The following is a 13,370-nucleotide window of genomic DNA, read 5'->3' as shown; positions in this document are numbered from 1 at the left end:
GAGAGGGCAACGGTTCAGGCAAAGGCCCCCGCCCGCATGCGGCCGGCAGCGGTTTCGGGTCGGACGGGCAGTGCGGGGACCTGGTGAGGTCGGGCACCCGGCACGGCCCGCCGCCAGCGTTTGGTGGTGGGGTCAGGTGAGGCGGGAGGCGTGGGGGGAGCCGGTGAGGATGGTGGCGAGGTCGGTGGCGAGGGTGGTGGCTTCGGTGGGGGTGAGGGTGGAGATGGTGAGGCGGATGCCGGGTGGGGAGGTGAGGCGGAAGCGGGCGCCGGGGGCGGGGACCCAGCCGCGTTGGAGGAGGGCGGCGGTGGTGGCGGTCTCGTCGGCGACGGGGACCCAGACGTTGAGGCCGCTGGCGCCGTGGGCGGGGATGTGGTGGGCGGCGAGTGCGGCGAGGAGGGCCTCGCGGCGGACGCGGTAGGTGGCGGCCAGCCGACTCGCGGGGGCGGCCTCGCTGCGCCGCAGGTGCAGGACGGCGCGTTGCAGGAGGTGGCTGACCCAGCCGGCGTCCAGGCGCTGGCGGCCCAGGACCCGGGCGATGGTCTCGGCGTCGCCGAGCGCGACGGCGACGCGCAGGTCGGGGCCGAGGGCCTTCGCGGCGGAGCGCACCAGCACCCACTGCCGGACGGTGGTGCCGCCGCGACCGTCGGCGGCGAGCGACTGGAAGGGCTGGTCGACCATGCCGTGACCGTGGTCGTCCTCGACCAGGACGGTACCGGGGTGGGCGGCGAGGACGGTGCGCAGGGCGGCGGCGCGGTCGGCGGTGAGGGCGGCGCCGGTGGGGTTCTGGGCGCGGCTGGTGACGATCAGCGCGCGGGCGCCGGCGGCGAGCGCGGCGGCGACGGACCCGGGGCGCGGGCCCTCGTCGTCGAGTTCGACGGGGGCGGTGCGCAGGCCGAGCGCGGGGAGCAGGTCGAGCAGGCTGCCCCAGCCCGGGTCCTCGACGGCGACCGTGTCGCCGGGCCGCAGGGTGGCCGAGAGCACCCGCGCGATGGTGTCCAACGCGCCTGAGCAGACGGCGAGTTCACCGTCCGGGGCGCCGTCTGCGGCGAACTCGGCGCGGGCGTCGGCGAGGAGTTCGGGGTCGGCGACGGGGTGGCCGTACAGGACGGTGGGGCCGGTCGCGGCGGCGGCGAGGGCCGGGCCGAGCGGTGGGAGCAGCGCGGGGTCGGGGTTGCCGTCGGAGAGGTCGCGGCCGCCGGGCGGGACGGGGAGCCGGGCCTGGTCGCGGGGGGTGGTGACGGGTCTGGGGCGAACGCGGCTGCCGCGGCGGCCGGCGGTCTCGATGACGCCGCGTTCGCGCAGCAGGCGGTAGGCGGCGGCGACGGTGTTGGGGTTGACGCCGAGTTCGCCGGCCAGGTCGCGCAGCGGTGGCAGCGCGGCGCCGGGGGCGAGGGCGCCGTCGGCGACGGCCTGCTCGATGTCGGCGGCAATCTCGTTGGCACGCCGACCCGTGATCCGATACTCTCCTAGCACAAAAGAGATTATGCACTAGTACATAGAGGTTGTCATGTCGATCACGCCCGGCGAGTCGTACGCCAGCAACTCTCGCACCACTCCGACCCGGGACAAGGAGCGGGCCGCCTGGGACAAGGACGCGGTGCACGCGATCCTGGACGCCGGGTACCTGTGCCACCTGGGCTTCGTCCGGGACGGCGCGCCGGTGGTGCTGCCCACGCTGTACGCGCGGGTCGGCGAGCGGCTGTACGTCCACGGCTCCACGGGCAGCCGTCCGCTGCGCGGGGCGCGGGACGAGCAGGGGCTGCCGGTCTGCGTGACGGTGACCCACCTGGACGGGCTGGTGCTGGCGAAGTCGGCGTTCAACCACTCCGTCAACTACCGCTCGGTGGTGGCGCACGGCGTCGCCCGGCAGGTCACCGACCCGGAGGAGCTGCGGATCGCGTTGGACGCGATCGTCGAGCAGGTCGTGCCGGGCCGGGCCGCGGACTGCCGGCCGGGCAACGCCAAGGAGCTGGCCGCGACCGCGGTGATCCGGCTCGACCTGGACGAGGTGTCGGCGAAGAGCCGGGTCGGCGGGGTGAACGACGAGCCCGAGGACCTCGAACTGCCGTACTGGGCGGGCGTGGTGCCGGTCCGTCCGGTGTACGGGGAGCCGGAGGCCTCGCCGCACAGCACCGCCGCGCTGCCCGGCTACCTGGCGAACTGAGGGGGTCCGGATGCTGATCCGCGGTTGGGACCGGGGCGAGGAGGCCGAGTGGCGGGCGTGGCTGGCGGCCGGGCGGGACTTCGGCACGCTCGCCGCCAACGGTCCGGACGGTCCGGTGCTGGTGCCCACGCACTTCCTGCTGGACGCCGACGCCGGCGAGATCCTGCTGCACCTGGCGGCGCCCAACCCGCTGCTGGCGGCGGTGCGCGCCGACCCGCACGTCACCCTGGCCGTGACCGACGACTACGCCTTCGCACCGGGCCGCTGGCGCGGCGAGCCCTACGTGCCGACCAGTTACTACGCCTCGGTGCAGTTCTCCTGCACGGCCGAGCTGGTCGAGGACCCGGCCGGGAAGGCGGAGATCCTCAACCGGCAGCTGGCGCACTTCCAGCCGCAGTGGCCCGAGGACCGGGTGGTGGCGGGCGCCGAGCCGTACGGACCGATGCTGACCGGACTGCGGGGGCTGCGGCTGACGGTGCGTCGGGTGCGGGCGAAGTTCAAGTACGACGACAAGAAGCCGGTGGAGCTGCAGGCGGAGATCGCCGACCGGCTCGCGGAGCGGCATGCGGCGGCCGGCTCGCCGCAGGACATGGGGGCTCGGGGGCAGCTGCTGCGGCGCAACGCCCGGCGTGCGGGCTGTCCGGCCGGGCCTGACAGGTCATCGGACTGACCGCTCATCACCTTCGGGCGTGTCGGACGGCCGCCGCAGGGTAGGCGCTGGTCGAATGAGTCCGATATCCACCCGAACTGGGTGGATTGCGACCGAGGGAGAGACCACTGGCTACCCACACCGCCGGACGGGACGAGCACCTCGGGCACGTGGTGTTCATCTCCGCCGCCGCCGCGATGGGCGGGTTCCTGTTCGGCTACGACAGTGCGGTGATCAACGGCGCGGTCACCGGTATCCAGAAGCACTTCGCGGTGGGCAACGGCGAGACCGCGTTCGTGGTCGCCATCGCGCTGCTCGGCTCGGCCGCCGGCGCGGTGGTGGCCGGCTGGCTGGCCGACCACTTCGGCCGGGTCCGCACCATGCTGCTGGCCGCAGGGCTGTTCGCGGTCAGCGGGCTGGGGTCGATGTTCCCGCCGACCATCCAGGTGCTCGCCATGTGGCGCGTGCTCGGCGGCATCGCCATCGGCATCGCCTCGGTGATCGCGCCGACGTACATCGCCGAGGTCGCGCCGACCGCGTACCGGGGCCGGCTGGCCTCCTTCCAGCAGCTGGCGATCGTGCTCGGCATCACCGTCTCGCAGCTCGCCAACTGGGCGCTGAACCAGGCGGCCGGCGGCGAGTCGACCAACGAGCTCGGCGGCATCCAGGCCTGGCAGTGGATGCTCGGCGTGGAGACCGTCCCGGCGCTGGTGTACGGCCTGATGGCGCTGGCCATCCCGGAGTCGCCGCGCTACCTGATCGCCGACCGGCGCGAGGACCAGGCCCGCGCGGTGCTGCGCGAGGTGGAGGGCGAGGGCGTCGACCTGGACGCCCGGGTCGCGGAGATCCGGCACGTGCTGAACACCGCGCACAAGCCCCGGCTGAAGGACCTCACCAGCCGGCGGTTCGGGCTGCTGCCGATCGTCTGGGTCGGCATCGGCGCCTCGGTGTTCCAGCAGTTCGTCGGCATCAACGTGATCTTCTACTACTCGTCCTTCCTGTGGCAGTCGGTCGGCATCAACGAGTCCAACTCGCTGCTGATCAGCCTCTCCACCTCGATCGTCAACGTGATCGGCACGGTCATCGCGATGGCGTTGGTGGACCGGATCGGCCGCAAGCCGCTGGCGCTGGCCGGCTCCGCCGGCATGGCCGTCTCGCTCGGGCTGGCCGCCTGGGCGTTCTCCTTCCGGCAGGGCACCGGCGACACCGCCACCCTGGACGACGCCTACGCCACGGTGGCGCTGATCGCCGCGCACGTCTTCGTCTTCTGCTTCGCCTTCTCCTGGGGCGTGGTGGTGTGGGTGCTGCTCGGCGAGATGTTCCCCAACGCGATCCGGGCGCTGGCGCTGTCGGTCGCCGCCTCCGCGCAGTGGATCGCCAACTGGGCGATCACCGTGACCTTCCCCGACCTCTCGGACTGGAACCTGTCGGCCACCTACGTCATCTACGCCTGCTTCGCGCTGCTGTCGATTCCGTTCGTCGTGTTCTGCATCAAGGAAACCAAGGGCAAAGCGCTGGAGGAGATGGGCTGAGCAGAAGTTGACCTTGTGTCAGGCAGTGGGTGGCGGACGTAGATCCGGCCACCCACTGCCAATAGAGTGCCAAGCGAACGGGCCGACCCCGGTGCCCGCGGCCACCCCCGACGGAGAGGTCATGGCCAGTCCCCGGCAGAACGTCAGCTTCCCCGGCCCCAGCCGGACCGTGCACGGCTACCTGGCCCTCCCGCCCAAGGGCGTCGGCCCCGCCGTGCTGGTGGTCCAGGAATGGTGGGGCCTCACCCGGCACATCGCCGAGATCACCGAGCGGCTCGCCGAGGAGGGCTTCGTCGCCCTCGCCCCCGACCTCTACGGCGGCACCGTCACCCACGACCGCGAGGAGGCCGCCCGGATGAAGCGGGAGCTCCCCGCGAAGCAGGCCGCCGCCGAGCTGTCCTCGGCGGTCGACTACCTGCTGGAGCTGCCCGAGACGGTCGGCGACGCGATCGGGGTGACCGGGTTCTGCATGGGCGGCGGCCTGGCGCTGCGGCTCGCCGCCCGCGAGGGCGACCGGGTCGCCGCCGCGGTGCCCTTCTACGGGCTGCCCGACGACCCCGACTTCGACTACCGCGGCCTCACCGCGCACGTCCTCGGCCACTACGGCGAGACCGACCGCTCGCTCCCGCTGCCCGTCGTCGACGAAGCCGCCACCCGCATCGGCGAGGCGACCGACCGCCGCCCCGAGATCCACTTCTACCCGGCCGGCCACGCCTTCATGAACGACGAGAAGACCCCCAGCACCTACGACCCCCTCCAAGCCGAAATCGCCTGGCGCCGCACCCTCACCTTCCTCTGGGGCCACCTCGGCTGACCACCAGCCGCCTCCGGCGGGAGCGGCGGGTTCAGCGGGTGCCGGCGGTCGGCGGGAGCGGCGGATCCGGGGGGGATCGGGCGAAAAGACGTGGACATACGGGTTGTGGCGTGGCCATAGTCTGGCGGTGAACTCGTACCTTCCGGCTTGGGCCGGCCGTAACTACCGCATTCAGACCGCTGCCACGGTGGTGAGTGGGCTGGGGAATGCCGCTGCGCCGATTGCCACGGCGTTTGCCGTGTTGAACGCGGGGTGGGGGACGGCCGAGGTGGGGTACGTGACGGCGGCGCGGACGGTGCCGTTGGTGGCGTTGCTGTTGGTGGGCGGGGCGATCGCGGACCGGCTGCCGCGGCACCTGGTGATGGTCGGCGCGAACGCGTTCAACGCGCTGTCGCAGGCGGCCCTCGCGGCGCTGGTGCTGCTCGGGCAGCCGAGCCTGTGGGCGCTGGTGGTGCTGTCCGCGGCGGGCGGCGCCGGGCAGGCGTTCTACGCGCCGGCCGCGGAGGGCGTGATCCTCCGGGCGGTGGCGCCGGAGCACGCGGCGAAGGCGTTCTCGGTCTTCAAGATGGCGTTGAACGGCGCCCAGATCGGCGGCGCCGCGCTCGGCGGTGCGCTGGTCGCGGTGGTCGGCCCGGGCTGGGTGCTGGCGGTGGACGCCGGGTGCTTCGCGGTGGCGGCGGCGCTGCGGGTGCTGCTGGAGCCGGAGGCGGCCGACGCGCGCGGCCCGGAGCGCCCCGGGCTGGTGCACGAACTGCGCGTCGGCTGGCGGGAGTTCCGCTCCCGGCAGTGGCTGTGGGCGATCGTGGTGCAGTTCTCGCTGATGAACGCCTGCACGATGGCGGTGGAGGCGGTGTACGGGCCGGTGGTCGCCAAGGAGCGGATGGGCGGCGCGGGGGCCTGGGGTCTGGCGATGGCCGCGCTGAGCGTCGGCATGGTCTCCAGCGGGGTGCTGATGGCGCGGTGGGAGCCGCGCCGGGTGCTGCTGGCCGGCAACCGGGGGGTGTTCCTGTTCGGCCTGCCGGCGCTCGCGCTGGCCCTGCGGCTGCCGCTCGCCCCGGTGGTGGTGGCGATGTTCCTCTCCGGCGTCGGCGTGACGGTCTTCGTGGTCGGGTGGATGGTGACGCTCCAGCAGGAGATCCCCGAGGACCTGCTGTCCCGGATCTCCGCCTACGACTCGTTCGGCTCCTTCGCGCTGCTCCCGGTGGGCACCGCCCTGGCCGGCCCGGCCGCCCAACTGATGGGCCTGAGCGGGGCGTTGTGGGCGTGCGCGGCGATCTCCCTGGTGCTGGCGGCAGCCGCGCTGCTGGTCCCCGAGGTACGGACCCTGGAGCGCACCGCCGCCTCCGGGGCGCACACCGCGGCCGCACAACCGGAACCGGCCACGTCCGGGTGACAGCCACTGACAGCAGGCAACCCCCGGCGGCCGGAACACGTCCTACCGGATGACACGGACACCGCCCGGGGGGACCTGAATGCCCAAGCCGCTTCTGTATCTTGACGTCGACGGGGTGCTCAATCCGGTCTTCCCGCACCCCGCCGAGGAGTTCGACACCCACACCCTGCTCGGCTACTCCGTCCTGCTCTCCCCGCGCCACGGGGACTGGCTGCGCGAGCTCGACGAGCACTACCAGCTGGTGTGGGCGACCACCTGGGAGGAGCAGGCCAACGAGCACCTGGCCCCGCTGCTCGGCCTGCCGCAGCTGCCGGTGGTGGTCTTCACCGGCTACGTGCCCCGGCCCGGCGACCCCCGGGTGCCGCTGATGGAGCTGTTCTCCGCCCGCAAGTGGGCGCCGATCCTGCGCCACGCGGAGGGCCGCCCGTTCGCCTGGGTGGACGACTGCATCCCGCCCCGCCTGGTGCGCCGCAGCCTGCTGCGCCCGGACCGGCTGCTGCTGCCGATCGACCCCGCGCAGGGCCTGCGCCGCGAGCACGTGGACCGGCTGCTGCGCCGCCCGCCGTCCCGGGCGTTCCCCAGCTTCCGGGCCTGCTGACGCCGGATCAGCGGGCGGGTCGGTCCCGGACGGCCGCCGCCGGGTCCGGGACGCCGGACACCTCGACCCACAGCCGCTCCCAGCGGGCGCTGTCGCTGTGCCCGAACCGGTCGCCGAGGTCGAGCAGCCGCAGCACCGCCAGGGTCCGGGCCGCGTCCGGCGGCTCGGCGACCCGGACGGTGACCCGGGTGCCGCCGTCCCGGATCCAGGCGACCGCGGGCTGCCGGCCGGTCAGCTTGTGCAGCGCGTCCGCGATCCGCCGCGCCCGCAGCCGGTCACCGTGCCAGCCCGGCTCCGCTCCCATGCCCGACTCCCGTCCCGCCTGCGTGTGTCGCGCCCCACCCTAGCCGTGGCCTGACGGTGCGTCAGGCTTCGGGGCGGTGCGTCAGGCTTCGCGGCGGTGCGTCAGGCTTCGCGGCGGTGCGTCAGGACGGCAGCCAGCTGACGTGGCCCGCCAGCAGGGCGTAGCCGACGAACGCCACGGTGTCGATCAGGGCGTGTGCGGCGACCAGCGGGCCGACCCGGCCCCAGCGGCGGTAGAGCAGGCAGAAGACCACGCCCATCACCATGTTGCCGACCAGTCCGCCGACGCCCTGGTAGAGATGGTAGGAGCCGCGCAGCACCGAGCTGGCGGCCACCGCGGCGGGCCAGGACCAGTTCAACTGGCCGAGCCGGCGCAGCAGGTAGCCGAGGACGACGACCTCTTCGAGGATGGCGTTCTGCCAGGCGGAGGCGATCAGCACCGGGATCCGCCACCACACGTCGGGCAGTCCGGAGGGGGCGACCGTCAGGTTGTAGCCGGCCGCCTGCGCGGCCAGGTAGAGGGCGAGGCCGGAGCCGCCGATGCCGGCCGCGACCAGGGCGCCGCGGCCGAGGTCGGAGAGCTTGTGCCGCAGGTCGAAGCCGAGGACGCGCAGCGAGGTGCCCTCGCGGATCAGCAGGTAGCCGACCAGGACGACCGGCATCAGGCCGCGGGCGATGTAGTAGAGCTGCCAGGCGAGGTCGAGCCAGGGACGGCCGGGGGCGCGTGAGGTGTTGAGGGTGGCGACCTGCTTGCCGAGCGCCAGCGGTTCGGTGAGCGAGCCGGCGAAGCTGATCAGCGCCGCGACCCCGCTGGCGCCGAGCGACAGGCCGAGGACGATCAGCAGTTCCGCGCCGAGCAGCCGGCGGGTGGGGGTCTGGGTGCTGGGCTCGGTCGAGGCGGTGGTCACTGGTCTCCCCGAGGGCGGATGCGGCCCGGAGCGCGGTGCGGTCTCCGGGCCGATCATCCTTCCACAGGAAGATGAGCCGATCCTGGAACGTCGGCCCGGGTCTCCCGGCCGACGTCCGGGGTGGGTCGGTCAGCCGACGGCCGGGGTGGGTCGGTCAGCCGACGGCCGGGATTGGTCGGTCAGCCGACGTCCGGGGAGGTCGGGTCAGCCGACCGGCCAGGTGTGCACGGGCTCGCCGGTGCGCATGTACTCGACGTACCGGCGGGTCATCGCGGCGATCGCGGCGTTCGGGTCCATGCCGTAGTTCTCCCGCAGCCGGTGCACGGTGGCGGCCTGCCAGGCGGCGCCGTTGGTGCGGCGCAGGCAGCGCTGCTCGATGATGCCGAGGTAGCGGTCCCGGTCGCGCGGCTCGATGCCCCACTCGTCCAGGCCCTGGTGGGCCAGCGGCAGCAGCTCGTTCAGCACCAGGTCGGTGGCGCTGGTCTCGGCCAGGCCGCGGCCGGTGCGGCCGGAGCGCGGCCAGTACTGGACGGCGTCGATGCCGTAACGCGCGCCCGCCTGGAAGTTCTCGTCGGCCTTCTCGAACGGGAGCCTGGTCCAGATCGGCCGGGGCTGTTCGGCGAGCATCCGCACCACGCCGTAGTAGAAGGCCGCGTTGGCCAGGGTGTCGGCGACGGTCGGGCCGGCGGGCAGGCAGCGGTTCTCCACCCGCAGGTGGGCGACGCCGTCGGCGACGTCGTACACCGGGCGGTTCCAGCGGTAGATGGTGCCGTTGTGCAGCCGCATCTCGCCGAGCCGGGGAACGCCGCCGGAGGCCAGCACCTTGGCCGGGTCCTCGTCGTCGCAGATCGGCAGAAGCGCCGGGAAGTACCGCAGGTTCTCGGCGAACAGGTCCAGCGCGGAGTCCACCCAGCGCTCCCCGAACCAGGTGATGGGGCGCACGCCCTGGGCCTTGAGCTCGGCCGTACGGGTGTCGCAGGCCTGCTGGAACAGCACCGGCCGGGTCTCCCGCCACAGCTCCCGGCCGAACAGGAACGGGGAGTTGGCGCCCAGCGCGAGCTGGACGCCGCAGATCGCCTGGGCCGCGTTCCAGACCGAGGCGAACCGCTCCGGGGTGACCTGCAGGTGCAGCTGGACGGAGGTGGCGGCGGCCTCGGCGACCATCGAGACCGAGTCCACCGCGAGCCGCTCGACGCCCTGGATGTCGAGTGCGATGTCCTCGCCGCGGGCGGCCAGGATCTGGTCGCTGAGCAGGCTGTACCGGTCGTTGTGGGACATCGCGTCCAGCCCGGCGTGCTCCAGGTCGAGGGTCGGCAGGATGCCCACCATCACGATCCGCGCGCCCACCTCGGCGGCCCGGCGGTCGGCGTACTTGAGGCCGGTGTCGAGCTCCTCGCGCAGGTCCTCGAAGACGTGTCCGGCCAGCCGGCGCGGGGCGATGTTCACCTCGATGTTGAACCGGCCCAGCTCGGTCTGGAAGTCCGCCGAGGCGATCGAGCCGAGCACCTGTTCGTTTCCGAGCACCGGCAGGCCCTGCTCGTCCGCCAGGTTGAGCTCGATCTCCAGGCCCATCATGGCTTTCGGGCGGTCGAACCGTTCCTCCCCCAGCATCCGCTCCAGCACGTCCAGACAGGACTGCAGCTTGCGGCGGTACAGCTGCCGGTCGGACAGTTCCGCCCGGGTGGCCACGACCTTCTCGCCCACGGGTGCCTTCCCTCCCCCTCGGTCGACAATGCCTGAGCATCATGCCCAGCCGGAAGATCGATAGCCCGGCATGCGAACAGGTGGACGAGACAAGGATTCTGACGGTCCTTCAGCTCTGCCCCGACTTGCACGGCACCACGGAACGTGATATGAAGGTCACCCTGCGCACCTGTTCGAGTAGAATTCGCACGCCGCACAGGCCCGGCCACGGCCGTCCGAGCCACCCGTTCATCCGAGGAACTCGTCGACGGCCCGCCCACCCACTCGGCGGCCATGCACAACCGGACACGGCCAGGCTCCCCATGTCGACGCCGTGCCGGTATGCCGCATCCGCACGCCGATCTCGCACGGAGAGGCGACCCAGCCATGACCTTGCACCCGTCCCAGCCCCCCGCCGGCGCGCTGCACGCCGTCCACGCCGCACTCGGCTCGGAGGTGGCCCTGCGCCAGCCCGCCGCCGCCGTGCTGCGACATGGCGATCTCGCGCCGCAGCCCGCCCTGGCCCTGCCGGTCCATACCCTGCGCGGCCCCGCGCCGAGGCTGGCCGCGGCGGACCGCACCGGGTGGCGCTTCCTGGTCCGGGCGGGCGCGCAGGACCAGGCGGACAACCCCCCGGCCGAGCCGGGCTGCCCGCCCGCCGGCCGGGCCGCGGAGCCGGGCGAGAGCGCGGCCGGCGAGGGCGCCGTCTTCTCCGAGGAGGCGCTCGCCGGGGTCGCCGCTGCGGCCGAGGTGGTGCAGACCGCGGACGGGCCGCTCTTCTCCCACTTCACCGCGGGGCCCTACCTGGACTCCGCCGTCCGCGCGCTGCGCCAGGCGTGGCAGCTGACCCAGGGCGCACCCAGCCCGTACGAGCCGCGGCTGCTGTCGCTGCCCGACCACTACGCGACCGCCCTGTGGCTGCACTCCGGGCACCCCGGCGAGGACCTGCTGATCCCGCTGGCCCCCGCGCCGCTCGGCGTCACCGCGCACCAGGTACTGCCCGCCGCCGAGTTGCTCGCCCGCCTGGAGCACTCCCCCGCGGCCCGCCCCACCGCGCTGATCGGCTGACCCGCCGCCGACCGGCTCCGCCACCACCTGGACGGGCTATCCCGGACTGATCCGATCGGATCAGTCCGGGATAGCCCGTCCGTGTTCGTTCGCGCCCGGCCGGCGCCCGCTAGGGTGATCTCGCAGCCTCTTCTGTGGCGCATGTCACCAAATGCCTGCGCCATGGCTCCTCGGGGTCGACACTGGTGGTCGACAGGAAGAGGATTGAACGTCCTACCCGCCTGACGCCGTTTCAATCATGCACGGCGCCAAAACATTTCCGCCGGCAGGGCGGCGCCCTGGGGGGTGGCCGTGCGGCGGAGAGGAACCCTGAGCGAAGCGAGGTACGAGGATGTGCCAGCACCGACCCGAGTGTCCATCCGTGGAGTCTCCCGACCGTGAAGCGGCCGTGCCGGTCGCCCGCCACCCCGAGCAGGGGTGGAGCCTGCTGTGCAACGGCGTCCTGCTCTTCGACGACACCGGCGAACTGCTCCCCGACGGCCGGGTGATCGCCCCCCGACGCACCCTGCTCATCGCCGCCTGAGCCCGCCCTTCTCTCCCCTGCGCTTGTCTCCCCTGCGCTTCGCCGACCGCCCGCCCGGAGCTCGCCCTCCGCGCGGGCGGTTCGCGTCTCCGGCTCAGCCGGCTCCGGCTCAGTCGGCTTCCGGGGCTCGGTAGAAGAGGCTGGCCATCGGCGCGCGCAGCTCCCAGCCGAGGGTGGAGTACAGGGCCCGGCCCTCCGGGGTGCCGACCAGCAGCGCGGTGCGCGCGCCAGCCGCGTACGCCTCGTTCTGCAGCGTGCGCATCAGCAGGCTGCCGAGGCCGCGGCGGCGGTGCTCGGGGGCGGTCTCGATCTGGTCGGCGACGGCGACCACCGGGGCGTCGACGCGGCCGGCGAGCGGGGTGGCGGCGCCGAGGCCGAGCTGGCCGCGGGCGGCGAAGTGGCCGTCCGCGGTGCGGATCAGGGCCCGGACCACGCCGCCGCGCTCCCAGGTGGTGACCCGGTAGCCGGCCGGGGTGACGGGGTCCTCCGGGCGGAGGTCACGGGTCATCAGGAAGCCCGGCTGGTCGAGCTGCCAGTTCGGACCGATCCAGGGCAGCACCGTCTCGTCCTCGGCGAACAGCTTCAGCCACGTCCACGACGCGGTGGTGCCGTCGGCGACCTTGCGCACCACCTCCTCGGTCGGCTCCGGGAGCACGTGCCGCCACACCTGCTGGACCTGGCCCACGTCGATCGTCCAGCCCCAGGGCTCGGCGATCGGCTCGGCGGCACCGCGGGAGACCGTCCAGCCGCCGATCCAGGCCCGGACGAGTTCGGGGACGGTGGGTTCGGGCATGGGCGGCAACCTCCGGCCGGTAATAGATGCAGGCGACTTTTGAACCTTACCTGTTTCAGGCAGGCGCTGTCTCCGGGTTTGTCGGGTGGGAGGTGTTGCCGCCCGCCGCGCTGCAGCGACGGGCGACGGGCGACGGGCGACGGGCGACGGGCGACGGGCGACGGGCGACGACTCAGCCTCGGGTGTAGAACGGCGACTGGGCCAACTGCTCGCGGAGGAAGGCGAGTTGCAGACCCTGGTCGAGGCGCAGGCGCAGGGCTTCGTCGGCGACGAGGGTGGCGCCGAGGCGGGTGGCGAGTGGGCGGGGGTCGGCGGTCGGGTCGCCGAGGACCAGGGCGAGGGTGGCGTCCGCGTCGGGGGCCGGGAGCAGGTGGGCGGCGACGATCTCCGGTTCCGCGTCGAGGAGTCGGCGCAGCGCCTGGTGGACGTCGGGGTCCCGGTGCGGCGGCAGGTAGCGGCGGTTCTCGGCGACGGCGCGCAGCCGGGCCCCGTCGAGGCGGTAGGTGACCGGGCCGGCCGGGTCGATCAGCAGGGTGTCGGCGCGTTCGTTGAAGGCGACCATCGCGGCCTGCGGGGCGACCACCGGCGCGGGCCGGGCGTCGGCGCGCCAGCGGGCCATCGTGGCCAGCGAGGTGAAGGCGGGCAGGGCGCGCCGGCCGTCGACCGCCTCGATCACCGGGACCGCCATGTCGCTGGTCTTCTCGTGCCGGTGCCCGTTGGCGTCGACCTCGACCTCGCCGAGCAGTGCCACGATCGGCACCATCAGCCGGCTGGGGGTGAGGGCGGCCAGCAACTCGGGCTCGGCGGCCGGGTCCTGCTGCCAGGCGGCCAGGGCGGCGGCGAGGGCGGGGTCGGCGGTGCCGTCGTCCTCGGCGAACCCGGGGTTGGGGATGTTCTTGCGCTCCACCCCGTGAGGGTATGCCACCTTATGCCCGGCGC

At 73.6% G+C, this 13,370-nt stretch carries 14 protein-coding genes; 8 read left to right on the top strand and 6 right to left on the bottom strand.

The features are described 5' to 3' along the window. Positions 1-132: 132 nt before the first annotated feature. On the bottom strand, positions 133-1,476 hold the full coding sequence (locus AB0K51_RS12235; RefSeq protein ID WP_363453411.1) for an aminotransferase class I/II-fold pyridoxal phosphate-dependent enzyme: 1,344 nt from the start codon (positions 1,474-1,476) through the stop codon (positions 133-135). Positions 1,477-1,510: 34 nt separating this feature from the next. Between AB0K51_RS12235 and AB0K51_RS12230 the strand changes: the two genes are divergently transcribed. The 6 genes from AB0K51_RS12230 (at position 1,511) to AB0K51_RS12205 (ending at position 7,153) form a co-directional block, all read left to right on the top strand. Beyond that, on the top strand, positions 1,511-2,167 hold the full coding sequence (locus AB0K51_RS12230; protein ID WP_363453409.1) for a pyridoxamine 5'-phosphate oxidase family protein: 657 nt from the start codon (positions 1,511-1,513) through the stop codon (positions 2,165-2,167). 10 nt (positions 2,168-2,177) lie between these two features. Further along, the gene (locus AB0K51_RS12225) at positions 2,178-2,837 is read left to right on the top strand and encodes an FMN-binding negative transcriptional regulator (protein WP_363453407.1); all 660 of its coding nucleotides are present in this window, start codon (positions 2,178-2,180) and stop codon (positions 2,835-2,837) included. Between the two features lie 176 nt (positions 2,838-3,013). After that, positions 3,014-4,348 (top strand): sugar porter family MFS transporter, encoded by a 1,335-nt coding sequence (locus tag AB0K51_RS12220; protein ID WP_363453601.1) that lies wholly within the window; start codon positions 3,014-3,016, stop codon positions 4,346-4,348. A gap of 121 nt (positions 4,349-4,469) precedes the next feature. Then, positions 4,470-5,162, top strand: a complete 693-nt coding sequence (locus AB0K51_RS12215; protein ID WP_363453405.1) for a dienelactone hydrolase family protein — start codon at positions 4,470-4,472, stop codon at positions 5,160-5,162. Positions 5,163-5,289: 127 nt separating this feature from the next. After that, positions 5,290-6,555, top strand: a complete 1,266-nt coding sequence (locus tag AB0K51_RS12210) for an MFS transporter (RefSeq protein ID WP_363453403.1) — start codon at positions 5,290-5,292, stop codon at positions 6,553-6,555. 79 nt (positions 6,556-6,634) lie between these two features. Next, the gene (locus AB0K51_RS12205; RefSeq protein WP_363453401.1) at positions 6,635-7,153 is read left to right on the top strand and encodes an HAD domain-containing protein; all 519 of its coding nucleotides are present in this window, start codon (positions 6,635-6,637) and stop codon (positions 7,151-7,153) included. Positions 7,154-7,160: 7 nt separating this feature from the next. Here AB0K51_RS12205 and AB0K51_RS12200 read toward each other — a convergent pair whose 3' ends face one another. From AB0K51_RS12200 to AB0K51_RS12190, 3 genes are all read right to left on the bottom strand, one after another. Then, positions 7,161-7,457 carry a hypothetical protein gene (locus tag AB0K51_RS12200; RefSeq protein WP_363453399.1) on the bottom strand — a complete coding sequence of 99 codons (297 nt, stop codon included), beginning with the start codon at positions 7,455-7,457 and terminating at the stop codon, positions 7,161-7,163. Between the two features lie 121 nt (positions 7,458-7,578). Further along, a complete protein-coding gene (locus AB0K51_RS12195) occupies positions 7,579-8,364 on the bottom strand; it encodes a CPBP family intramembrane glutamic endopeptidase (protein ID WP_363453397.1) in 786 nt (261 codons plus the stop codon). Between the two features lie 204 nt (positions 8,365-8,568). Next, positions 8,569-10,068, bottom strand: coding sequence for a glutamate-cysteine ligase family protein (locus AB0K51_RS12190; protein ID WP_363453395.1), 1,500 nt, complete (start codon positions 10,066-10,068; stop codon positions 8,569-8,571). A gap of 366 nt (positions 10,069-10,434) precedes the next feature. Here AB0K51_RS12190 and AB0K51_RS12185 point away from each other — a divergent pair, with 366 nt between their 5' ends. Both AB0K51_RS12185 and AB0K51_RS12180 read left to right on the top strand, forming a co-directional pair. Continuing rightward, a complete protein-coding gene (locus AB0K51_RS12185) occupies positions 10,435-11,115 on the top strand; it encodes a hypothetical protein (RefSeq protein WP_363453393.1) in 681 nt (226 codons plus the stop codon). Between the two features lie 331 nt (positions 11,116-11,446). Then, positions 11,447-11,638 (top strand): DUF5999 family protein, encoded by a 192-nt coding sequence (locus AB0K51_RS12180; protein WP_363453391.1) that lies wholly within the window; start codon positions 11,447-11,449, stop codon positions 11,636-11,638. Positions 11,639-11,747: 109 nt separating this feature from the next. Here AB0K51_RS12180 and AB0K51_RS12175 read toward each other — a convergent pair whose 3' ends face one another. Continuing rightward, positions 11,748-12,431, bottom strand: coding sequence for a GNAT family N-acetyltransferase (locus AB0K51_RS12175; protein WP_363453389.1), 684 nt, complete (start codon positions 12,429-12,431; stop codon positions 11,748-11,750). 172 nt (positions 12,432-12,603) lie between these two features. Next, on the bottom strand, positions 12,604-13,338 hold the full coding sequence (locus AB0K51_RS12170) for an SseB family protein (RefSeq protein ID WP_363453387.1): 735 nt from the start codon (positions 13,336-13,338) through the stop codon (positions 12,604-12,606). Between the last annotated feature and the right edge of the window lie 32 nt (positions 13,339-13,370).

Source organism: Kitasatospora sp. NPDC049285, assembly GCF_040678815.1.
In the GTDB taxonomy this organism is placed as follows: Bacteria; Actinomycetota; Actinomycetes; order Streptomycetales; family Streptomycetaceae; genus Kitasatospora.
The sequence above is the reverse complement of the archived record's forward strand: the minus strand, read 5'-3'. Positions and strand labels throughout refer to the sequence as shown.

Bases quoted from the DNA above. Each gene is read 5' to 3' on its own strand.
- AB0K51_RS12230 (WP_363453409.1), top strand. From the start codon at position 1,511: ATGTCGATCACGCCCGGCGAGTCGTACGCCAGCAACTCTCGCACCACT.
- AB0K51_RS12225 (WP_363453407.1), top strand. From the start codon at position 2,178: ATGCTGATCCGCGGTTGGGACCGGGGCGAGGAGGCCGAGTGGCGGGCG.
- AB0K51_RS12220 (WP_363453601.1), top strand. From the start codon at position 3,014: ATGGGCGGGTTCCTGTTCGGCTACGACAGTGCGGTGATCAACGGCGCG.
- AB0K51_RS12215 (WP_363453405.1), top strand. From the start codon at position 4,470: ATGGCCAGTCCCCGGCAGAACGTCAGCTTCCCCGGCCCCAGCCGGACC.
- AB0K51_RS12205 (WP_363453401.1), top strand. From the start codon at position 6,635: ATGCCCAAGCCGCTTCTGTATCTTGACGTCGACGGGGTGCTCAATCCG.
- AB0K51_RS12200 (WP_363453399.1), bottom strand. From the start codon at position 7,457: ATGGGAGCGGAGCCGGGCTGGCACGGTGACCGGCTGCGGGCGCGGCGG.
- AB0K51_RS12185 (WP_363453393.1), top strand. From the start codon at position 10,435: ATGACCTTGCACCCGTCCCAGCCCCCCGCCGGCGCGCTGCACGCCGTC.
- AB0K51_RS12180 (WP_363453391.1), top strand. From the start codon at position 11,447: ATGTGCCAGCACCGACCCGAGTGTCCATCCGTGGAGTCTCCCGACCGT.
- AB0K51_RS12175 (WP_363453389.1), bottom strand. From the start codon at position 12,431: ATGCCCGAACCCACCGTCCCCGAACTCGTCCGGGCCTGGATCGGCGGC.